The sequence below is a fragment of the Burkholderia sp. AU38729 genome (genome assembly GCF_020419725.1).
Classification (GTDB): domain Bacteria; phylum Pseudomonadota; class Gammaproteobacteria; order Burkholderiales; family Burkholderiaceae; genus Burkholderia.
In genome coordinates this window covers 913,482-935,549 of the sequence record NZ_JAIZQO010000001.1, presented here as the reverse complement: position 1 = coordinate 935,549, position 22,068 = coordinate 913,482, and the positions used below count along the sequence as shown (strand labels likewise).

At 68.2% G+C, this 22,068-nt stretch carries 17 protein-coding genes; 6 read left to right on the top strand and 11 right to left on the bottom strand.

Features of this window, described 5'->3' with window-relative positions:
- Nucleotides 1-28: 28 nt before the first annotated feature.
- Nucleotides 29-1,351, bottom strand: a complete 1,323-nt coding sequence (gene paaK, locus LGM56_RS04090; RefSeq protein WP_226202982.1) for a phenylacetate--CoA ligase PaaK — start codon at nucleotides 1,349-1,351, stop codon at nucleotides 29-31.
- Nucleotides 1,352-1,410: 59 nt separating this feature from the next.
- Entirely contained in the window at nucleotides 1,411-2,967 is a 1,557-nt protein-coding gene (locus LGM56_RS04085; protein ID WP_226202980.1) for a 3-hydroxyacyl-CoA dehydrogenase, read from the bottom strand.
- A gap of 551 nt (nucleotides 2,968-3,518) precedes the next feature.
- Between LGM56_RS04085 and LGM56_RS04080 the strand changes: the two genes are divergently transcribed.
- Nucleotides 3,519-4,607: a calcium:proton antiporter gene (locus tag LGM56_RS04080; RefSeq protein WP_089427295.1), complete on the top strand. Its 1,089-nt coding sequence runs from the start codon at nucleotides 3,519-3,521 to the stop codon at nucleotides 4,605-4,607.
- Nucleotides 4,608-4,711: 104 nt separating this feature from the next.
- On the opposite strand, the gene LGM56_RS04075 is transcribed toward LGM56_RS04080, so the two are convergent.
- The 8 genes from LGM56_RS04075 to LGM56_RS04040 all read right to left on the bottom strand — a co-directional run bounded on the left by LGM56_RS04075 (nucleotide 4,712) and on the right by LGM56_RS04040 (nucleotide 14,350).
- Nucleotides 4,712-5,845: a transporter substrate-binding domain-containing protein gene (locus LGM56_RS04075; RefSeq protein ID WP_226202978.1), complete on the bottom strand. Its 1,134-nt coding sequence runs from the start codon at nucleotides 5,843-5,845 to the stop codon at nucleotides 4,712-4,714.
- A gap of 20 nt (nucleotides 5,846-5,865) precedes the next feature.
- Nucleotides 5,866-6,639, bottom strand: a complete 774-nt coding sequence (locus tag LGM56_RS04070) for a hypothetical protein (RefSeq protein WP_226202976.1) — start codon at nucleotides 6,637-6,639, stop codon at nucleotides 5,866-5,868.
- A 666-nt stretch (nucleotides 6,640-7,305) separates the two neighbouring features.
- Entirely contained in the window at nucleotides 7,306-8,130 is an 825-nt protein-coding gene (locus LGM56_RS04065; protein WP_226202974.1) for an amidohydrolase family protein, read from the bottom strand.
- On the bottom strand, nucleotides 8,127-9,149 hold the full coding sequence (locus LGM56_RS04060; RefSeq protein ID WP_226202973.1) for a hydroxyacid dehydrogenase: 1,023 nt from the start codon (nucleotides 9,147-9,149) through the stop codon (nucleotides 8,127-8,129). Before LGM56_RS04060 ends, LGM56_RS04065 begins: the two co-directional genes overlap by 4 nt.
- Nucleotides 9,146-10,216, bottom strand: a complete 1,071-nt coding sequence (locus LGM56_RS04055) for a LacI family DNA-binding transcriptional regulator (RefSeq protein ID WP_226202970.1) — start codon at nucleotides 10,214-10,216, stop codon at nucleotides 9,146-9,148. The genes LGM56_RS04060 and LGM56_RS04055 overlap by 4 nt, the downstream gene beginning before the upstream one ends.
- 22 nt (nucleotides 10,217-10,238) lie before the next feature.
- On the bottom strand, nucleotides 10,239-12,125 hold the full coding sequence (locus tag LGM56_RS04050; protein WP_226202968.1) for a TRAP transporter large permease subunit: 1,887 nt from the start codon (nucleotides 12,123-12,125) through the stop codon (nucleotides 10,239-10,241).
- Nucleotides 12,126-12,128: 3 nt separating this feature from the next.
- The gene (locus tag LGM56_RS04045) at nucleotides 12,129-13,157 is read right to left on the bottom strand and encodes a TRAP transporter substrate-binding protein (protein WP_226202966.1); all 1,029 of its coding nucleotides are present in this window, start codon (nucleotides 13,155-13,157) and stop codon (nucleotides 12,129-12,131) included.
- 284 nt (nucleotides 13,158-13,441) lie between these two features.
- Nucleotides 13,442-14,350: a LysR substrate-binding domain-containing protein gene (locus LGM56_RS04040; RefSeq protein WP_089485589.1), complete on the bottom strand. Its 909-nt coding sequence runs from the start codon at nucleotides 14,348-14,350 to the stop codon at nucleotides 13,442-13,444.
- Between the two features lie 118 nt (nucleotides 14,351-14,468).
- On the opposite strand from LGM56_RS04040, the gene LGM56_RS04035 reads away from it, so the two are divergent.
- On the top strand, nucleotides 14,469-15,407 hold the full coding sequence (locus LGM56_RS04035) for a 2-hydroxyacid dehydrogenase (protein WP_226202964.1): 939 nt from the start codon (nucleotides 14,469-14,471) through the stop codon (nucleotides 15,405-15,407).
- Nucleotides 15,408-15,480: 73 nt separating this feature from the next.
- Complete coding sequence (locus LGM56_RS04030) at nucleotides 15,481-16,845, top strand: MFS transporter (RefSeq protein WP_226202962.1); 1,365 nt, start codon at nucleotides 15,481-15,483, stop codon at nucleotides 16,843-16,845.
- Between the two features lie 48 nt (nucleotides 16,846-16,893).
- Here the strand turns inward: LGM56_RS04030 and LGM56_RS04025 are convergent, their stop codons facing one another.
- Nucleotides 16,894-17,862 carry a LysR family transcriptional regulator gene (locus tag LGM56_RS04025; RefSeq protein ID WP_089427284.1) on the bottom strand — a complete coding sequence of 323 codons (969 nt, stop codon included), beginning with the start codon at nucleotides 17,860-17,862 and terminating at the stop codon, nucleotides 16,894-16,896.
- A gap of 361 nt (nucleotides 17,863-18,223) precedes the next feature.
- Here LGM56_RS04025 and LGM56_RS04020 point away from each other — a divergent pair, with 361 nt between their 5' ends.
- The 3 genes from LGM56_RS04020 (at nucleotide 18,224) to LGM56_RS04010 (ending at nucleotide 21,743) form a co-directional block, all read left to right on the top strand.
- Nucleotides 18,224-19,399 carry an HPP family protein gene (locus LGM56_RS04020; protein WP_226202960.1) on the top strand — a complete coding sequence of 392 codons (1,176 nt, stop codon included), beginning with the start codon at nucleotides 18,224-18,226 and terminating at the stop codon, nucleotides 19,397-19,399.
- Nucleotides 19,400-19,521: 122 nt separating this feature from the next.
- A complete protein-coding gene (locus LGM56_RS04015; RefSeq protein ID WP_089442277.1) occupies nucleotides 19,522-19,935 on the top strand; it encodes a MarR family winged helix-turn-helix transcriptional regulator in 414 nt (137 codons plus the stop codon).
- Between the two features lie 20 nt (nucleotides 19,936-19,955).
- Nucleotides 19,956-21,743 carry a chloride channel protein gene (locus LGM56_RS04010; protein ID WP_226202958.1) on the top strand — a complete coding sequence of 596 codons (1,788 nt, stop codon included), beginning with the start codon at nucleotides 19,956-19,958 and terminating at the stop codon, nucleotides 21,741-21,743.
- Nucleotides 21,744-22,068 lie beyond the last annotated feature (325 nt).

Here is a 22,068-nt window from a genome sequence, read left to right as displayed (position 1 = left end):
TCCTCGGGTTGAACGGCAAACAGGGGAATCAGGCGGCCTGGCGGCGGTCGATCACGCGCCGGGCCTTGCCGGTCGCGGTGGCGGGAATGCCGCCCGCGGCCAGCACCGTCACGCCGGACGACACGCCGACCATCGTCTTGATCCGGTGCTGCAGCTCGCGCGCGAGCGCCGCGCGATCGCTTTCGCTGACGGACGCGGCCGCTTCGGAGCGCAGTTCGACCGCGAGGTCGAGGCGGTCCATGTGCCCGTCGCGCGACAGCGTGATCTGGAACTGGCCCGACAACTGCGGCAGCGCGACGACGATCTCCTCGATCTGGCTCGGGAACACGTTCACGCCGCGCACGATCAGCATGTCGTCGGAGCGGCCCGTGATCTTCGCGAGCCGGCGCATCGCGCGCGCGGTCGGCGGCAGCAGCGCGGTGAGGTCGCGCGTGCGGTAGCGGATCACCGGCATCGCCTCCTTCGTCAGCGACGTGAACACCAGTTCGCCCTGGCTGCCGTCGGGCAGCACTTCGCCCGTGACCGGGTCGATGATCTCCGGATAGAAATGGTCTTCCCAGATCACCGGGCCGTCCTTCGTCTCGACGCATTCGCACGCGACACCCGGGCCCATCACCTCCGACAGCCCGTAGATGTCGAGCGCGTCGATGCCCACGCGCGTCTCGACTTCCTCGCGCAGCGCCTGCGTCCACGGCTCGGCGCCGAAGATGCCGATCTTCAGCGACGATTCGGCCGGGTCCATCCCCTGCCGCACCATCTCGTCGATCAGGTTCAGCATGTACGACGGCGTGACGAGGATGATCTTCGGCTCGAAATCGCGGATCAGCTGCACCTGCTTCTCGGTCTGCCCGCCCGACATCGGCACGACCATGCAGCCGAGCCGTTCCGCGCCGTAGTGAATCCCGAGGCCGCCGGTGAAGAGCCCGTAGCCGAACGCGTTGTGCAGCGTGTCGCCCGGGCGGCCGCCGGCCGCGCGGATCGAGCGCGCGGTCACGTTCGCCCACGTGTCGATGTCGCGCGCGGTGTAGCCGACCACCGTCGGCTTGCCCGTCGTGCCGCTCGACGCGTGCACGCGCACGACCTGCTCGCGCGGCACCGCGAACAGCCCGAACGGATAGTTGTCGCGCAGATCGTGCTTGGTCGAGAACGGGAATTTCGAAAGATCGGCGAGCGACTTCAGGTCGTCCGGATGCACGCCCGCCGCATCGAACGTGCGCCGATAGTGCGGGACGTTGTCGTACGCGTGGCGCAGCGACCACTTGAGGCGCTCGAGCTGCAGCGCCTGCAGTTCGTCGCGGCTGGCGGTCTCGATCGGCTCGAGGGCGGCGGCGGGATGCGTCGGGTGAGTCATCGGGGTGCTCCTCCAATGGAGTGATGTCGTTGTCGTGTTCGAAGTAACGGGGGCGACGGCTACGACCGGAACGTGCGGCCGGCCGCATGCAGCGCGGCGATGCGCGGCGACACGCGATAGCGGTCCTCGCCGTAGCTCGCCGCCAGGTTCGACAGCACGCGATGCACGCGGCCGATGCCGATCGCATCGGCCCACGCGAGCGGGCCGCACGGGTAGTTCACGCCCTTCTCCATCGCGAGATCGAGATCGGCGGGCGAGCACACGCCCTGGTTCACCGTGTCGGCCGCCTCGTTCGCGAGCATCGCGACGGTGCGCATCGCGACCATGCCAGGCACGTCCGCGACGCCGACGACGCGAAAACCCGCCTGCTGGAACAGGCCGACCGCGTCCGCATAGGCCGCGTCGCTGCACTGGAGCGCGCGCGTCAGTGCAACGAGCCCGGCCTGCGCGTAATCGCGCGCCAGGTCGACCAGCACGAGATCGGCCGCGCCCGTCTGCGCGGCGCGCTCGGTCGCGGTACGGCCGTCGGTCAGCGCGATCGATGCGCGGCCGGCCGTCGCGAGCAGGTCGTCGGCATGCGCGCCGGCCTGCCGGACGCCCGGAATGCGTTCGGCGAAGCGAGCCTGCAGCGCGGCGGCCGGGCCGTCCTGCGCAAACAGCGCGACGTCGGCCGGCGCATCGTGCGGGGCTTCGAGATCGGGTGCAGGCGGCGTCGCGCCGTCCGCATACGAATAGAAGCCGCGGCCCGACTTGCGCCCGAGGAAGCCCGCGTTCACGAGTTCCTGCTGGATCAGCGACGGCGTGTAGCGCGGATCGTTGAAATACGCGCGGAACACCGATTCGGTCACCGCGAAGTTCACGTCGTGGCCGATCAGGTCCATCAGCTCGAACGGCCCCATCCGGAAGCCGCCGGCCTCGCGCATCACCGCGTCGATCGATGCCGGCGCGCCGCCCTGCTCGTTCAGCACGCGCAGCGCCTCCGCGTAATACGGCCGCGCGACACGGTTCACGATGAAGCCCGGCGTCGATTTCGCCATCACGGGCTGCTTGCCCCACGCGGCGGCGGTTGCAAATAGCGCCTGCGCGACTTCCGGCGCGGTCGCGAGCCCGCTGACCACCTCGACGAGCGCCATCAGCGGCGCCGGGTTGAAGAAATGCAGGCCGGCGACGCGCTGCGGCACACGCAGCCCGGCCGCGATCGACGTGATCGAGATCGATGACGTATTGGTGGCCAGCAGGCACGCGTCGTCGACATGACGCTCGAGCGTCGCGAAGATCTCGCGCTTCACGTCGAGCCGCTCGGCCGCTGCCTCGACGATCAGCGCGGCGCCCGCGAAGTCGGCCAGCGCACGCACCGCGCGAATCCGGGCGCCGGCCGCGTCGGCCTGCGCCGGTTCGAGCCGGCCTTTCTCCGCGAGCCGCGCGAACTGCGCGCGGATGCCGGCCAGCGCCTTGTCGCAAGCGGCTTCGTTCAGGTCGTACAGCAGCACCGCATGGCCGGCCGCCGCCGCGACCTGCGCGATGCCCGCACCCATCGCGCCGGCACCGATCACGCCGACAACGGCCGACGGCGCCAGCGCGCCCGAGTTCACCGAATGTGCAGAAGAAACAGCCATCGCTTGCGATCCGTCATGAAGTGGAGGTGCGAGCGATTATAAACCGACCGGTCGGTAGATTTATGTCAGGGCGAGCCCGAATGTGTCGTGCAAGAGACCGTTACGGAAACGGCAAAGACAAAAAAATCGACAGGTCGGGGCACTTTTTGTAAACAGAAAGGTCTATGAAAGCATTCGAATATGAGATAGTGACCCCCGAACGCCTGATAAAATTCGACAAACCGCCGGATTTCAGGGGGAAACCGCGTGTCACGTCGCCACCGCCGTCCATTGCCGGCCGCCCTTCCAGGGTCGGAACCGAGCCTCCGGCCCGTGCGTCGTCACACGTGCTCGCCTCGTCGTTCGCGGCCGGCCGCATCGAATCGTTTCATCCCGCGACGGGCTCCAGCCCGCCCGCGCCCCTCGCTGCCTCATGGCGGCGAACCCCGGGCAGCACCGTTACGTGCCGCCCTCCTTCGGTTTCATCATCCTCGTTCGGCGGATAGTACGGCCGGGCTTCGTCAACCCGTGACGGCGCGTCGCGCGCCGCCACTCGCATAAGGAAACCCTCCATGCCGCTCTCGTCCAACCAGCTCCCGCGCTGGACCCTCGTGGCCCCGCTTGCCGCCTGGCTGGTCCTCGCGCTGTCGCGCGTCGTACCGGCCGAAGGCCTCGTCATCGCGGTGTTCGCCGCCGCCCTCGCCGGCGCCGTGTTCGCCGCCGTCCACCATGCCGAAGTCGTCGCGCACCGCGTCGGCGAACCGTTCGGCACGCTCGTGCTCGCGATCGCCGTGACCGTCATCGAAGTCGCGCTGATCGTGTCGGTGATGCTCGGCGCGGGCCCGGAGAAATCGGGCCTCGCCCGCGATACCGTATACGCCGCCGTGATGATCATCTGCAACGGCATCGTCGGCATCTGCCTGCTGGTCGGCGCGTGGAAGCACGGCGAGCAGGACTTCCAGGGGCGCGGCGCCAGCAAGGCGCTCGCGGTGCTGGCTTCCCTGTCGGTACTGTCGCTCGTGATGCCGAACTACCTGAGCGCCGCGCCGGGCCCGTTCTTCTCGAAATCGCAGCTCGCGTTCGCCGGCGTGGCGTCGCTCGTGCTGTACGGCGCGTTCGTGTTCGTGCAGACCGTGCGCCATCGCGACTACTTCCTCACCGGACACGACAGCGCGAACGAATCGGTGCATGCGGCGCCGCCGAGCGGCCGCACTGCGCTGATCAGCCTGGTGCTGCTGTTCGTGAGTCTCGTCGCGGTCGTGCTGCTCGCGAAGCTGCTGTCGCCGGCCGTCGAGCATGCGGTGATGAAGCTCGGCGCGCCCGAGGCCGCGGTCGGTATCGTGATCGCCGCGCTCGTGCTGCTGCCGGAAGCGCTCGCGGCCGTCACCGCCGCGCGTGCGAATCGCCTGCAGACCAGCATGAACCTCGCGCTCGGTTCGGCGCTCGCGAGTATCGGGCTCACGATCCCGACCGTCGCGGCCGTGTTCATCTGGGTCGGTCAGCCGCTCACGCTCGGCATCGGCCCGATGGAAACCGTGCTGCTGGCGCTCACCCTGCTGGTCAGCACGCTGACGCTCAGCCAGGGGCGTACGACGGTGCTGCACGGCGTCGTGCACCTGTCGCTGTTCGCTGCCTACCTGTTCCTGTCGATCACGCACTGACGCAGAAAAGCGCGCGGCCCGGCGGATCCTCTCCGCCGGGCCGCGCGCCGTCCTTCACGTCCCTTCACGTCCCTTCAGCTTCCTTCGTTCGCGTCACGCCGCCGTCACCGCACCGGAATCACCAGATGCTGGCCCGCCAGGATCAGGTTCGGGTTGGCGAGGTTGTTGCGGCGTTGAATCTCGCGATAGCGCTGGCCGCTGCCGAGCTTGCTCGCGGCGATCATGTTCAGCGTGTCGCCCGCCTTCACCACATACGTATGCTCGCCCGACGCGGCCGCGGTCGTCACCGCCTGGTCGCTGACGAAGTACTTGCGCAGCAGGTCGAGATACTGCGGCGACTGCTTGAGCTTCGCGATCGCGGCGTTCAGGTAGATCAGCAGATCCTGATCGTCGGCGCGCACGCCGATCTTGTACGCGATGTTCGAGCCGTCGAGCTTGGTCACCGCGAACTTCAGGTCGGTGTCCTTGATCGAGCTGACCGCGAACGGATAATCGTAGATGAACGCGTCGACCGCATGGCCGTCGATGCTCTTCGCGATGAAAGCCGGATCGGAATCGTCGACTTCCACGAACTTCACGTTCGGGTACTGGCGCGTGACGAACGCACGCACGTCCGGGTCGCCCTTCAGGATGCCGACCGTCTTGCCCGCGAGATCGTCGGTCGAGCGGATCGCGGAGCCTTGCCGCACGATCAGCGAATAGCCGAAATCGTCGACGTACGGCACCGAATAGACGACGCCCGACGGCGTGTTGTCCGGGAACGTCAGCCCGTCCATCGCCACGTCGACCACGTGGTTCCCCTTCGCATCCGTATCGAGCAGCTGCTTCGGCACGCCCGGATACGTGTCGACCTCGTGACGCGTATCGACGACCACCGGCTTGCCGCCGTGCGAGAACGACGGATCCGCGAACAGCAGCCGCGCGAATTCGACGTTGAAGCCGTGCGGCGTGCCCTTGTCCTCGCCGAAGAACGGTTCGCTCGGGTTCTGCACGGAAATCCGCACGATGCCGTTTTCGGCAATCGATTTCAGCGCGCTGGCCTGCGGCGTGAAGCCGGCCGGCAGCACGCTGGCTGACGGCGACGCCTGCGTGGACGGGCCGCTGTCGCCACCTTGCGCGGACGTCGAGGCCGGGGCCGCGTCATGCGCGGGAATCAGCGTCGACAGGCCGCCCTGATGCACGATCCATACGCCGACGAGCACGACCAGAAATGCGATGGCGCCAAGAAGTTTTTTCATGGTTGCGAGCCTGCAGGAGGTTATTGTTGTTTCGACGGCAGTTGCGCGGGGGGCGTCGCGTCGAGCCCGGGCGCGTGCGGCGCGTTCATCACCGCCTGCTGCTGTGCCTGCTTGACCTCGGGGTTATCCATCAGCGACGTCTCCATTTCGGAGAACGCCTTGTTGACCGAGCGCATCACGGAATCGACGGCCACATCGGTCTTGATCTGCTCGAACGTGTCGGACGCCTGCCGGCCCGCGAGCTTGTTCATCTGCTGCGCGGCCTGCGACATGTCCCACATCGCCTTCGCACGGTCGATCGCCGACGCGAAATTCTTCAGTTCGGCCTGCACCTGCTTGTAACGCCCCTCGCGAAACGAGAGCAGCTGCTTCATCGTGTCGAGCTGCTGCCGGAAGCGTGGCGCGTCGTCCGGATACTGCTTCTCGAACAGCTCCGTCTTGTTCTCGAAGTTCTTCACCTCGGTGCGGAACGCGGTGATGCTGTCCGCGAATTTCTGGGCCGCCTGGCGTTTTTCCGCGAGCTGGTTGATCAGCGTCTCGATCGGATTCGCCTGCGCCTCCTGGACGATCATCTTCACCTTCTGGTTCGCGAACTTCATCGCGACGACCGGCGCGAAATAGATCGCGCCGAGGCCGATCACGCCCGCCGTGACCAGCGCGATCACCCCCTTCAGGATGAACAACGCCGCCGGTGCCGCGATCGCGACGCCGGCGATGATGATCGCCCACTTGATCAACTTGACCTTGCCACTCCCCGAACTGCCGTTTGCTTCTTCATTCGAAAGCTGCGACATGAGTTTTTCTCCTTGAACCTCGAACCGAACTGCTTGCGTTTGCTTTTTCAAGCTCAATCGAAATGCTTCGGACTCCGGTGCCGCCGGGCAGTCAGGCAGGCCGGCGGCGCAATACGAGGATGGGCGCGACGGACGTCACGAGACGCCGGTGTAGGCGCCGTTCAGGATGCGATGGTGAGGAGCGGCAGACGACGCTGCGATTCGGCGCGCCAGACGGGCGCCGTTCATCGTCGCGGCTCGCGCGCGGACGGGAAAGTGTACCGAGGCACGGTACGAAACGGGATGACGGATACGTGACGCGACGGGCGTCGGATGAAGCGTGGTTCCGGCGGGCCGACAAACGCGGGGCCGGTATTCCGGTACGAGTGCGTAAAGGCTCATCGTTGTTCTTTTGCGTATCGCGGGTGCAGGAACCGCGCGGCCGGCGCGTCCCGCTCCACATGCACGGACGTATCCTGCGCCGACCGGCATGCAGCGTCAAGCAGTTGTCGCAGTGCAGCGAAACACCGCGTTCCTCCGTTGGAACACCGGCAGCGAACCAGCTTTCAGCACGGTAAGGATTGGCAGGACTGCGACCTGTCTGGCTCGGTCAGGATTGCTTGGCATCGCTTGCGCAAGCTTCCGGATTGAAAGCTTGTGACGCTCGGCCTCGTCCTGGCGGACGACTCAGAATCCGTAAAGTACGGTCGGGTTGTCGACCAGAATCGCGCGGCTGACCGCGTCGTCCGCCGTGCAATCGTCCAGCCAGCCGAGCAGGCGCAGGTCGTCGGGGACCGGCGACGCGTTCGGGTGCGGCCAGTTGCTGCCCCATACGCAACGCGCCGCGTGGTGGCGCGCCAGCACGGCGGCGAGACGCGCGACATCGTCGTAACCGGGCGCGCCCGAGCGCGACGTCTCGTAAGGCGCGGACAGCTTCACCCAGGCGTGGCCGCGGTCGAGCAGGCGCCGCAGCGCGAGAAACGCAGGCGCGTCCGGCTCGACGGGCGTCAGGAACTTGCCCGTGTGATCGATCACGACCCGCGCCGGTAGCGAGGACAGCAACGGCACGACCTCGGGCAGCGTCCGGCCGTCGAGCTGCAGGTCGACGTGCCAGCCAAGCGGCGCGATCCGCGCGGCCACTCGCTCCAGTTCGTCCCATCGCGCGAGGCCGCCCGCCAACGTCATGAACCGGACGCCTCGCACGCCCGCCGCGTGCAACCGCGCCAGTTCGGCATCCGGCACGTCGGCCGGCAACGTCGCGACGCCGCGCGCCTGCGGGCCGAATGCAGCCAGCGCGTCGAGCAGGCAACGGTTGTCGACACCATAGCCGGTCGGCTGCACGATCACGACGCGGGCCAGGCCGAGCGCCTGCTGCACCCGACGATACGCGTCCACCGGCGCGTGCGGTGGACGGAACGTCGCCGTCGGCGCGAGTGGATACGCGTCGTCATAGATGTGGATGTGGCAATCGCACGCGTCGGCCGGCCGCCCGGTGGGTGTGTCGGGTCTCATCGCGCGCCCGGCCCGGTATCGGCCCCTGCCGTGCGCCAGCGCGCCAGCCGCGACGCGTGCGCCGCGTTGACGGCACCGCGCGGCACGCTTCCGGCGAGCAGCGCGGCGAGCTGATCGACCGTCTCCAGCGCCTGGTGCTCGACCGCGGGCAGCGTCAGGCCGCCGACGTGCGGCGTCGCGATCACGCGTGGATGGGCGGCGAGCGCGGGCGTCGGCATCTGGTCCGCCGCGCGCCCGACGTCGAGTGCACAGCCCGCGAGCCGGCCGGTGTCGAGCGCATCGGACAGCGCCTGCTCGTCGACCAGTTCGCCGCGCGACGCATTGATGAAATACGCGCCCGGCTTCATGGCCGTGAACGCGCCCGCATCGATCAGGTTCGCGGTGGCCGGCGTCGCCGGTGCGAGGCACACGACGAAGTCGGCCGCCTGCAACAGCGCCGCGAATTCGACCTGTTCGAGCATCGGCGCGTCGACGCGCACATACGGATCGCTGACGAGCACGCGCATCCCGAGCGCCGTCGCGATCGGCGCGAGGTGGCGCGCGATCTGTCCGTAACCGATCAGGCCGAGCGTGCTGCCGCGCAATTCGCGCCCCATCTGCGGCACGAGCGGCATCCCTTGGTGGTAGGCCGACGCATAGCGGCCGATACCGCGCGCGAGATCGATCATCGCGCCGATCACCCACTCGGCGACCGCCGGCGCGAAACCGGGGCTCGCCTGCGTGACCAGCACGCCGAACGCGCTCGCCGCGTCGACATCGACGGTGCGGATATCGACCGCGCAACGCAGGAACGCCGCCAGTGCGGGCAGCCCGGCGAACAGCGCACGCGGCGCGGGCGTCTGCCGGTACGCGATCATCGCATCGCAACCCTGCGCGGCCGCGATCAGTTCGTCCGTGCCCAGCTCGCGATCGAGCGGATTGCACGTGACGTCCGCGATCGCCTGCAGCGCGCGCATGGCCTTCGCGCCGAAATAACGGTCGAGCATCCCCGACGGATGCGTGACGAAGACGCGCGTCATGCGGCCCCTCCGCGCGAGTGATCCGCTTGCGGCGGCGACGCGACCGAGGCGCGCTCGATGAGCGTCACGCCGGAGAATATGTGCGGCTCGGGCGCCAGCGGCGTGTCGCGGCCCGGACGCATCACGCGCCGCACCATGTCCTCGGCCATCTCGGTGACGGGCAGTTGCACCGTGGTCAGCGCCGGATTGGAAATCGCCGACAGGAAATGACCGTCCATCCCGACGATCGACACGTCGTCCGGCACGCGCAGGCCGCCATCGCGCAACCCGGCCATCAGGCCGAGCGCGAACAGGTCGTTGACCGCGACGATGCCGGTCGGCCGCGCCGGATCGGCGGCAAGCGCGACACCCAGCGCGCGGCCCACGTCGACGATCACGGCGTCGCCGTACTCGTTCGCCGGACCGCCGTCGAGCACCCGCGCGTGTGCGTCGACGCCCGCCTCGCGCGCCGTCTCGAGAAAGCCTCGAATCTTGTCGCTGCGGCTCACCGTCATGCCGGCGACCGTCGCGAACGCGAGCCGCCGGTGTCCCGCATCGACCAGGCAACGCGTCGCGAGCCGCGCGGCGGCCTCGTTGTCGGCCGTGACGTGTTCGACCTTCGACCGTTCGCCGGGCGTCGCGCGCCGGTCGTAGCTCACCACCGTCATCCCGCGCTCGGCCGCGCGCTCGAGGTGGCTTTCGTCGGCCAGCGACGAAATCACGATCACGCGCCGCACGCCATGCGCGAACAGGTCGTCGAAGAACGATGCTTCCTTCTTCGCATCGCGATACGTATTGCCGATCAGCACGCGATGGCCGTACCGTTCCTGCGCGCAGGCCTCGACCTCGCGCGCGATGTAGCCGTACATCGGGTTCGCCATCGACGGCACCAGCAGCCCGACGAGCGGCGTCTGCCCGGTCTTGAGCTGGCGCGCGAGCGTGCTGGGCCGGTACTGCAGCGCTTCCATCGCGGCCTTCACGCGTTCGAGCGTTTCCTGCTTCATCTGGTCGGTGCGGCCGTTGAGCACGTTCGAAACCGTGCTGACCGAAACGGCCGCATGACGGGCCACGTCCTGAATCGTACTCATGTCGTCTTGCTGTAAAAGGCGGCTACAGGCCGAAATGGGCCGGCAGCCACAACGAAAACGCCGGCACGAGAATCAGCGCCACGAGGGCGGCGACCAGCACCAGCAGATATTTCACCATCGGCCGCGCAACGTGCCGGACTTCGGTGCCCGTGATCGCGCAGGTCGTGAACAGACCGAGTCCGACCGGCGGCGCGAACAGGCCGAGCCCCATCGCCACCACCACGACCGTGCCGAAATGCAGTGGGTTGATGCCGAGCTGCAGCGCGATCGGCGCAAGCAGCGGCCCGAAGATGATCAGCGCCGGCGCCCCCTCGAGCACCGCGCCGAACACGATCATGACCAGCGCCGCGAGCAGCAGGAACATCGTCGCACCGTACTGGTGGGCGAACGCGGTCATTGTGCCCGAGACCAGCGCCGGAATTTGCTCGATCGACAGCGCGAACGACACGCTCGACGCCGCGGCGACGATGAACAGGATGCCGCCGGCCATCGACGCGGCACGCACGAACACGCGCCCGACCGACCGCCAGGTCAGCTCGCCAAACGCGAGCCAGCCCGCCACGAGCGCATAGACCACCGCGAACGCGGATACCTCGGTCGACGTCGCGATCCCCGACGTCACGCCCTTGCCGATCATCGCGACCATCACCAGCGCAACCAGCGCGCCGCCCGCGAGCGGCAGCCACGCGCGGCGTTCCGTGAACACCGCCGAGACGTCGATCCTGCGCCCGGTGATCACCGTGACCACCGCGAGCGACGCGGCCAGCACCGCGGCCGGCACGATGCCCGCGACGAACAACCCGGCAATCGAGATGTTCGCGACGAAGCCCATGATGATCATGTTCACGCAGGGCGGGATGGTCTCGGCCATCACCGCGCTGCACGCGAGCAGCGCGGCCGTTTCGTCGGGATCCTGGCGCGCACGGCGCACGGCCGGCATCACGACGCCGCCGACTGCCGCGATGTCGGCGAGCTTGGAGCCCGACACGCCGGAAAAGCAGGCCGTCGCGAGAATCACGATCAGGCCGAGCCCGCCGCGCACGCGCCCGAAGATCCGCAGCAGCAGCTCGACGAGCCGCGCGGACATGCCGTTCGATTCCATCAGCAACCCGGCCAGCACGAAGAACGGCACGGCGAGCAGCACGAAGTGATCGGCGCCGGCCATGACCTGCTGCGAATAGACGAGCAACGGCAGCGTCGGGTCGGCCAGGAAATACAGCAGCGCCGAGAACGCGAGCACGAAGCCGATCGGCACGCCCAGCACGAGGCCGCCGACGAAACCGGCCGCCAGCAGCAGGCCCGGCGCGATCGCGTGCGCCGGCACCAGCGCATTCCATCCGTACAGCGCGGCCGCGAACCCCGCGCAGCATGCCAGCGTGCCGATTACCCGGCGGCGCGGTGCGTCGAGCGCGTTCGCCAGCGCGAACACGGTCATGAACAGCGCGCCGAACATCATCGGGTACACGTTGATCCAGCCCGGCAGCCCGCCCGGCGTCAACTGGTCGTACGAATCGGCCAGCAACTGGCACGACGACACCAGCAGGTTCAGCGAGACGGCCGCGACGATCCAGTGGCCGATCTGCACGAGCGCGCCCTGCCAGCGCGCGGGGAACGCGCCGCGAAACAGGTCGATGCCGACGTGCTGGCTGCGCCCGAGCACCGTCGCCGCACCGAAAAACACCAGCACGATCATCAGCGCGCTCGCGACCTCCTCGGTCCAGTCGAGCGGGTCGTGCAGGAAATAACGACACACGACCGACACGAACACGACGAGCACATCGACGGCCAGCACCGCCGCGGACACGTATTCGATCGCGCGCAGCATCGCGTCCAGCACGCGCGCGACGCGGCGTGCCGGGCGGCCGGCGCCAGGCGCCGCCGCGGCGCCCGAAACGGAACAGGTCTCCATCGTTCAGCCCCGCCCGGCGGCGATCGCCGGAAACAGCGGCGCGGTCGCCGGATACTGCGCGGCGAATGCCGTATAGAGCCGGTCGTGCATCGTCTGCCGCACCGCCGCGCGTTCGGCCGGCGCCATCGGATGGAAGCGCATGCCGTGCTGCTTCAGCGCCTGCTCGGCCTGGTCGGCCTTCTGCGCGGCAATCGCGCGCTGCTGCGCGGTGGCGTCGGCCACCGCGCGATCGAACGCGGGGCGCAGGTTCGCCGGAATCCGGTCGAGCGCACGCCGCCCCATCACGACGGTCATCGCCGCAAACACGTGCTGCGATTGCCAGCACGACTTCACCACTTCGTCGAACTTGCTCGCGAGCACCGTGGCCGGATCGTGCTCGAGCCCGTCGACGACGCCCGTCTGCACGGCCATGTACAGCTCGCCGAACGGAATCGGTGTCGGCACCGCCCCCATCGCCTTGAAGGTGTCCATGAACGCCGGCGTCGGCAGCACGCGAAGCTTCGTGCCTTTCAGCCCCTGCAGCGCCAGCACGGGCTGCTTCGTGAACACGCAGCGCCCGCCGAAATGCGAGCCCCAGGTCAGCACCGAGCAGCCCGCGCGCTTTTGCAGCAGCGCGTTCAGGCTGGCACCGACCGGGCCGTCGAGCACTTTCGCGACATGCGCATAGCTGTCGAACAGATAGCCGAGATCGAGCATGCCGAGCTCCGGCGCCACCGTCGCCCAGATCGACGAACCCGCGATCATCATGTCGATCGCGCCGATCTTGACCTGCTGCACGACATCGCTTTCCTTGCCGAGCTGGCTGTTCGGAAAGTAGTCGACCCGGATCGCGTCGCCGACACTCGCCTTCAGGTTCGCGGCAAGACGCTCGTACCACACGTAGTGCGCGGCGTTCTGGTCGGCCGGCATCGACGACGAGCAACGCAGCGTCACGACCGGCTGCGCGCGCACGGCTTCCGGCAAGCCGCCTGCAGCCGCGAGCGTGGCGGCGGACACCGTCTGCAGAAAGCGCCGCCGGGTGTAGGTATTCATGGGCCGTCTCCTTTGCGATGGCGTCTCACGACGCACTGTATCGATTTAGTGTATCGATACAGTAATACGACGACCGATGAGATAAAAATGAGGGTTTTCCCGTGACAAAGGTAAAAATGGAGGATCCGCGGCGTTGATTTCAGTCCGATCTTCTTTGCAAATAACGGAATTCCCGCTGATTCCGGACGACCCGGAAATGATTCGAGCGGGCTTCTCGAATCATCAGACGACAGACTTTTAATCCGGCATGCGGGCAGGACGCTCGCGCGAGTCGCCCCGCGCCTCTATGCGCCCGCTTCGTCGGCGCTCTCGGTCAGGAACCGCTCCACCATCGCGTTGAACACCGGCAGCGCCGGGTTGTCGTTGTCCGCGCGCCATGCGAGATACAGCTCGGCCGCCACGTCGGCGCCGGCCAGCGGCCGGAACACCACGCCGTCCACATGCAGTTCGCGCGCTGACGCCGGCACGAGCGCGGCGCCGAGCCCCGCGCGCACGAGGCCGAGGATCGTATGCGTCTGCCCGACGTAATGCAGGTAGTTCGGCAGCCGCCCCGCGTTCGCGAACAGGCCCGAGATCAGGTCGTGGAAGTATTTCCCCTCGTTCGGCGAATACGCGATGAACGGCTGCCGGTCGAGATCGTCGGGGCCGATGCGCTCGCACGCGGCAAGCGGCGCGCCCTCCGCGACCGCGACCAGCATCGGCTCGCGCTGCACGAGCCGGTATTCGAGCGGCTGGCGCGCGGCGCGCTGGCGCACGAAGCCCGCGTCGAGCATCCGCGACGCCAGCGCATCGATCTGCACGGTCGACACCATCTCGCGCAATTCGATGTCGACGTCCGGCAGCGCGTGCGCGGCGTGCGCCAGCAGCATCGGGATCATCCGGTATGCGCTGACCGCCGTGAAGCCGAGCGTGATGCGGCCCGCGCCGCCATGTGCGACGCGCTGCGCGGCCTGCTCGGCCCGTGCGGAGAACTCGAGGATGTGCCGCGCGTCGCGCAGAAAGCGCTCGCCCGCGGCGGTCAGGCTGACCTGCCGGCTGCTGCGTTCGAGCAGCGCGATGCCGAGCGCATGCTCGAGCAGCTGGATCTGCCGGCTGAGCGGCGGCTGGGTCATGAAGAGCCGCCGCGCCGCGCGACCGAAATGCAGCTCCTCGGCGACCGCGACGAAACAGCGAAGCTGATGCAGTTCAATCATCCAATTCTTGAATCAATCGATAGTCTTTTGATGTTAGACGCATATCGATGCGATTTCTATACTCGGTTGCACCTGATGCGCGGCACGGCCCGCGCAGCGCATACCGACCGAGACCTTCATGACCATCGACATCCTCCTCACCCAGCCGCTCCCCGACGCCATCGACGCCGAACTGTCCGCCCGTTACGCCGCGCACCGGCTGTATGCGGCCGAGCAGCCGGACGCGTTACTCGACCGCGTGGCCGCCCGCATTCGCGGTGTCGTGACCGGCGGCGCGAACGGCCTCGCCGCCGCGCTGATGGACCGGCTGCCCGCGCTCGAGATCGTCGCGATCAGCGGCATCGGCACCGACGCCGTCGATCTCGACCGCGCGCGGGCACGCGGCATCCACGTGACGACGACGCCCGACGTGCTGACCGACGACGTCGCCGACATGGCGATGGGGCTGATCCTGATGACACTGCGCGACCTCGGCGCCGGCGAGCGCATCGTGCGCGCCGGCCGCTGGGGCAAGACGGCCCAGCCGCTCGCGACGCAGGTGACCGGCAAGCGGCTCGGCATCGTCGGGCTCGGCCGCGTCGGCCGCGCGATCGCACAGCGCGCGCAGGCGTTCCGGATGCCCGTCAGCTACTTCGGCCCGCACGAGCATCGCGACAGCGGCTATCGCTTCGTGCCCGACCTCGCCGCGCTCGCGCGCGACAGCGACGTGCTCGTGATCGCGGCATCGGCCGATCACGGCAACGTGCTCGTGACCGCCGACGTGCTCGCCGCGCTCGGCCCCAAAGGATTCCTGATCAATGTCGCACGCGGCAAGCTGGTCGACGAAGCCGCGCTGATTCGCGCACTCGCCGACGGCACGATCGCCGGCGCCGGCCTCGACGTATTCGCGAACGAGCCGCACGTGCCGGCCGAATTGCTCGAGCTCGACCGTGTCGTCGTGCAGCCGCACCGGGCGAGCGCGACCAGTGAAACCCGCGAAGAGATGGGCCGGATCGTGCTGGCCAACCTCGCCGCGTGCTTCGCGGGCCAGCGCCCGCCGACCAGCGTCACACGCTGATCGCAGCCCACCGCACGGCTGCCCCTCGTTACAACACCGGATGCCTCCGCATGACGGAGGCCAGGAGACACGCATGCCCAATCGATCCAGCGGCGCCGCCGTCGCCGCGTCACCCGCCGCCTCGCGCACGATCGGCCGCGTCCGCTATGCGGTCCTCGCGCTGATTTTCGCGGTCACCGTCATCAACTATGCGGATCGCGCGACGATGTCGATCGCCGGCACCGGCGTCGCGCACGACCTCGGGCTGACGCCCGTGCAGCTCGGCATCGTCTTTTCCGCGTTCGCGTGGGCCTATGCGATCGGGCAGATTCCCGGCGGCTGGCTGCTCGACCGCTTCGGCGCACGGCGCGTGTATGGCCTGAGCCTGCTGCTGTGGTCCGTCTTCACGATGCTGCAGGGCACGGTCGGCTGGCTCGCCGTGCAAGGCGCGTCCGCCACGCTCGCGCTGTTCGTCATGCGCTTCATGCTCGGCCTCGTCGAATCGCCGGCGTTCCCGGCCAATTCGAGAATCGTCGCGTGCTGGTTCCCGACCGCCGAACGCGGCACGGCGTCGGCCCTGTTCAATTCCGCGCAGTACATGGCCGTCGTGCTGTTCACGCCCGCGATGGCGTGGCTCACGCATGCGCTCGGCTGGGAGCACGTGTTCCTGTGGATGGGGATGCTCGGCATCGCGCTCGCCGCGCTGTGGTTCGCGTGGTATCGCGAGCCGCACGGCCACCCGCGCGTGAGCGACGCGGAGCGCGACTACCTGCGCGCGCACGGCGCGCTCGTCGATCTCGAAGCGAACCGCGTGCGCCATCGGCCGCGCGTGTCATGGCACGACGTGTCGCAACTGTTCCGCCACCGGAACCTGTGGGCGATCTACATCGGCCAGTACTGCATCACGGCACTCACCTACTTCTTCATCACGTGGTTCCCGATCTACCTGATCAAGGGGCGCGGGATGACGATCATGGAGGCCGGCTGGGTCGCCGCGCTGCCGGCGATCTGCGGCTTCACGGGCGGCGTGCTCGGCGGCGTGCTGTCGGACTGGCTGATCCGGCGCGGCATGCACCCGTCGAAGGCGCGCAAGACGCCGTTCGTCGTGGGGATGGCGATGGCGACGCTGCTCGTGCTTGCAAACGGCGCATCGTCGAATGCGGTCGTGATCGCGCTGATGACGATCGCGTTCTTCGGCAAGGGGCTCGCGGCGGTCGGCTGGGCCGTGCTCGCCGACACCGCGCCGGAAGGCATGGTCGGGCTGAGCGGCGGCGTGTTCAATGGCCTCGGCAACATTGCCGGGATCGTCACGCCGCTCGTGATCGGCTATTTCGTCGCCAGCACCGGCTCGTTCGCCGGCGCATTGTGGTTCGTCGCCGCGCACGGGCTGCTCGGCATTGCCGCCTACGCGTGGCTCGCGGGACGCTTCGAGCGGATTCGCATCACGCCGCGCGCATGAACTCGCCGCGACCCGAGCGGTGCGTGCGGCGCACGCCCGCGCCGATCGTCACGCGCGCTTGCGGCCGCCCGGCGTCAGTTCGGTCGTCAGCCGGTCGAGTTCGCGCAGGTCGTTCTCCAGCGCGGGCGTGAGCGTCGTGCGCAGGTGGTCGAGGAACGTGCGGATCTTCGCGTCGAGATAGCGGCGCGTCGCGTAGACGGCATACACGCTCACCGTCTGCAGCCGGTACTCCGGCAGCACGCGGATCAGCCGCCCTTCGCGGATGTCGTCGAGCACCGTATACAGCGCGACGCACGCGATCCCGCGCCCGGCGCGCACCGCGACGCACAGCGCGTCCGGCACGTTGACCTGGAACGGCGCGGGCTGCAGCTCGTAGACGGCCTCCTCGCCATCGCTGCGCTCGAGCCGCCATTCGCCGGCCGGCGACGCAGGCGTGTCGAGCCGCAGGCACACGTGGTTCGGCAACTCGTCGGGCGACTGCGGCGTGCCGTGGCGCGCCAGGTATTCGCGCGACGCGACGAGCACGCTGCAGCTCGTGCCGCAGGTCTGCGCGACATAGCCCGAATCGGGCAGTTGCGACGCCGTCACGATCGATACGTCATAGCCCTCCTCGACGAGATTCGGCATCCGCTGCGCGAGCGTCAGTTCGACCGACACGTCGGGGTTGTCCTCCTGGTAGCGGACGATCGACGACACGACATGACTCTGCCCGAGCCCCGTCATCGCATGGATGCGCATCTTGCCGCTCGGCCGCAGCAATGCATTGCGCGCCTCCGCGTTCGCGTAGTCGATCTCCGCGAGGATCGATTTCGCGCGCTCGAAATAACGTTCGCCGCTTTCGGTGAGGCCGAGGTGGCGCGTCGTGCGATGCAGCAGCCGCGTCTGTACGTGCGCTTCGAGGTTCGATACCGCGCGCGACACCTGCGCGGTGGTCGCGTCGATTTCCTTCGCGACCGCAGTAAAACTGCCGGATTCGACAACGCGCACGAACAGGCGCATGTTTTCGAGCATGTCCATTGAATTGGCTTGGGGGAGTCAGTGGGGAGGCGTCGGCAGCGCTCGCGTCAGGTGGGGAACGGAACGCAGCCGCGAACCACGTCGAATCGATCACCGTGCCGGGAGAAAGGCGGGAGAGCGGGCATCGCGTACGGGGTTCTGGCATGACGGGGGATTCAGTGGCCCGAATTGTACGCCGCTGCAGACAAATTTGCGCGATTGCCCGACCCCAAGCTCTCATCATATGAAAGGTTTTTGCAAGCAAGGCGCACTGCGCACGGGCAACGGCTTGATGCATCGCGACAATTTGTATCACAACGCGATATAATTCGCGGCTCGTCGCTGCGTGCCTCCGCGCCGTTACTTTTACCGCTTACCGTCCATGTCGTCAGGCTCCCCTTCGTCGCGCCGCACGTTGCGGCAATGGCTGCACAGCTTCATTCCCCATCCGATGTCGCTGGGCTGGCGCGAGCGCCTGCGTTCGTGCACGGGCGCGCTCGTCGGCATCGCGACGGTCGGCGTGACGATGCGGCTGCTGCCCGGCGTGCCGGGGCTCGTGCCGTTGCTCGTCGCGCCGATGGGCGCGTCGGCCGTGCTGCTGTTCGCGGTGCCGGCAAGCCCGCTCGCGCAACCGTGGTCGATCATCGGCGGCAATCTCGTCGCGGCGACGGTCGGCGTCGCGTGCGCCCAATGGATCGCCGATCCGATCACGGCCGCCGCGGTCGCGATTGCGTGCGCGATCGGCGGCATGTTCGTGCTGCGCTGCGTGCACCCACCGTCGGGCGCCGTCGCGCTCACGGCCGTGGTCGGCGGCCCTGCGATCCATTCGCTCGGGTTCAGCTTCGTGCTCGAGCCGATTGCGCTGCAATCGGCCATCCTGCTGTCGGCCGCGCTCGCCTATCACGCGCTGACCGGGCACCGCTACCCGCACGGCGGCGTGCGCCCCGACGCGAAACCGCAGGCAGGCGGCGCCGCACCCGCGCGCGGCGGCTTCACGCGCGGCGACCTCGATGCCGTGCTGAAGCGCCGCGGCGAATGGCTCGACGTCGATCCGGACGATCTCGAAGCGCTGCTGCGCGAAACCGAGATGCAGGCTTATACGCGCACCTTCGGCCAACTCTCGTGCGCCGACCTGATGACGAAGCATGCGATCGAAGTCGCGCCGTCGACGTCGGTGACGGCCGCGCTCACGCTGCTCGACCGCCACCGCGTGAAGGCGCTGCCGGTCGTCGACGGCGAAGGCCGCCTGACCGGCATCGTCACGCGCGCCGACCTCACGCGCCCGCCGCGCCGTCCGACCCCGCTGTGGCAGCGCCTGTCGGCACGGCTGCCGCAATCGTTCGGCGGCCAGCCGGCGAGCGTCGCCACCGTGATGACGCGCGACGTCGCGTGCGTGCCGGAAACGATGCCGATCACCGCGCTCGTTCCGCTGTTTACGCATTCGGGCCACCACCACATTCCGGTCGTCGATGCATCGCGCCGGCTCGTCGGGATCATTACGCAAACGGATCTCGTCACGGGCCTCTATCGCCAGACGCAGATGCTCGAGGCGGCGTAGCGCATGCGACGCGCGTAACGCGCCGGCACAACACGGAGGGCATTTTATTCGCCTCCATTCGACCATTTATATCATGTTGTGATATATTCATCGCTACCGAAACTGACTGTCCGACCGCCCCGATGAACGATACCCGACGCGCGCTGACGAAAGGCGATTTCCAGCAACTGTCCGAGTTCCGCTATCAGATGCGCCGCTTCGAGCGCTTCTCCGAACGCGCCGCGCAAAGCGAAGGCGTGACGCCGCTGCAATACCTGCTGCTGCTGCACATCAAGGGCTATCCGCATCGCGAATGGGCGACCATCGGCGAGCTCGCGGAACGCCTGCAGGCGCAGCATCACGGCGTCGTCGCGCTGGTCACGCGCTGCGAAGCGCTCGGCCTCGTGAAGCGCAAGACGAGCGAAGCGGATCGGCGCCAGGTCGAGGTCCACCTCGAGCCAGCCGGCGAAACGCTGCTCGCGCGTCTCGCGGCCATGCATCGCGCCGAGCTGAAGTCGCTCAAGGACGCGTTCCAGGTTCCCCAGATCGATTACTGACCCCTGCTCTTTCCACTCCGATGAACGCACCCCACAAACGCGATTTCGCGACCAACGACCGCCTGCCCAGGATCGCGTTGCTCGCCGCCGGGATCGGCCTGCTCAGCACGCTGGCCGCATTCGTGCTGTTGAGCCTGATCCACCTGTTCACGAACCTGTTCTTCTACCAGCAGTTCTCGTTCGCCGACCGCTCGCCGGCGAACAGCACGCTGGGCGCATGGGTGATCGTCGTGCCGGTGATCGGCGGGTTGATCGTGGGGTTGATGGCGCGCTTCGGTTCGGAAAAGATCCGCGGCCACGGCATTCCGGAAGCGATCGAGGCGATCCTGTTCGGCAAGAGCCGCATGTCGCCGAAGGTCGCGATCCTCAAGCCGCTGTCGTCGGGCGTCGTGATCGGCAGCGGCGGCCCGTTCGGTGCGGAAGGCCCGATCATCATGACGGGCGGCGCGCTCGGCTCGCTGATCGCGCAGTGCGTGCACGTCACCGCCGCCGAGCGCAAGACGCTGCTCGTCGCCGGTGCGGCCGCCGGCATGACGGCCGTGTTCGGCACGCCGGTCGCCGCCGTGCTGCTCGCGGTCGAACTGCTGCTGTTCGAATGGCGCCCGCGCAGTTTCCTGCCGGTCGCGCTCGCCTGCGCGGTGGCCGGTTTTGCCCGCGCCGTGTTCTTCGGCGTCGATCCGCTGTTTCCGTTGACCACCGCCGCACCGACGCCCGTCGCGCTGCTGTCGTGCATCGTCGCGGGCCTGCTGTCGGGCATGCTCGCGTGCGGCCTGTCGGCGGCACTGTATCGCGTCGAGGACACCTTCGCGAAGCTGCCGGTGCACTGGATGTGGTGGCCCGCGCTCGGCGCGATCGTGATCGGCATCGGTGGCTGGCTCGAGCCGCGCGCGCTCGGTGTCGGCTACGACGTGATCGGCGACCTGCTGCATCAGCACATCGCCTTGAAGATCGCGCTCGCGCTGCTGATCGTGAAGGCCGTGATGTGGGTGATCGCGCTCGGCTCGGGCACGTCGGGCGGCGTGCTCGCCCCGCTGCTGATGCTCGGCGCCGGCCTCGGCACCGTGTTGTCGCCGATGCTGCCGGGCGGCGACCCGGCGCTGTGGCCGCTGGTGTGCATGGCCGCGACGCTGGGCGCCACGCTCGGCGCCCCGCTGACCGCGATCGTGTTCGCGTTCGGCCTCACGCACGACGCGAACGCACTGCTGCCGCTGCTCGCGGCGACGCTCGTCGCGCACGGCTTCGCGACCATCGTGATGAAGCGCTCGATCATGACGGAAAAGATCGCGCGCCGCGGCTATCACATCTATCGCGAATACGGCGTCGATCCGCTCGAGCGGCACGACATCGGCGAAGTGATGACGTCGGCCGACCGGCTCGTCGCGATCGACGGCGCAGCAACGCTCGAGGCCGTCGAGTCGCAATACTTCGGCGCGAAGCAGACGCACCGTGCGTACCCGGTCGTGCAGAACGGCCGCCTGCTCGGTCTCGTCGATCGCGCGACGCTCGACGCGCAGCGCGCCCAGGCCGCGGCCGACACGCCGATCGCGGGCGCATTCGCCGACCGCGCGCCGGCGGTCGCGCAGGCGCACGAAACCTGCCGCGTCGTCGCGTCGCGACTCGCGATGCTCGGCCTCGAACGCCTGCCGGTCGTCGACGACGAACAATCGATGCGCATCACGGGCATCGTGTCGCGCAGCGACCTGATCAAGCCCGCCCTCCAGCACTTCGACGACGAACAGAAGCGCGAACGCTTCCGCCCGATCGTCCCGGCCAACCTGCGCGACATCGGCACGCGCAAGGCCGGCTGACCCACTGCACTGCGCGGCACGCTCGCCGCGCACGCTCCGCTCGATGCGGCACGCCCCTCGCGTGCCGCATCGTATTCCGTCGCTTCCCGTGTTTAAAGTTGGTTAACAATTCGACGGGCGAAAGTTTGTCATCATGGTGCTCATGCGACGGGGCCATCCATCTAGCCATTCCACTTCGCGATCCAATAAAGAGTCACGGCACGGCATGCAGACACATGCCGTTCGCCGCGGCCGTCACGTCACCACACGACCGGGCAGCGCGCCGACCACGCAGCGCATGACGTCGTGCCGCACACGATGCATGCCGCGCCGCAGCAACGCTGCA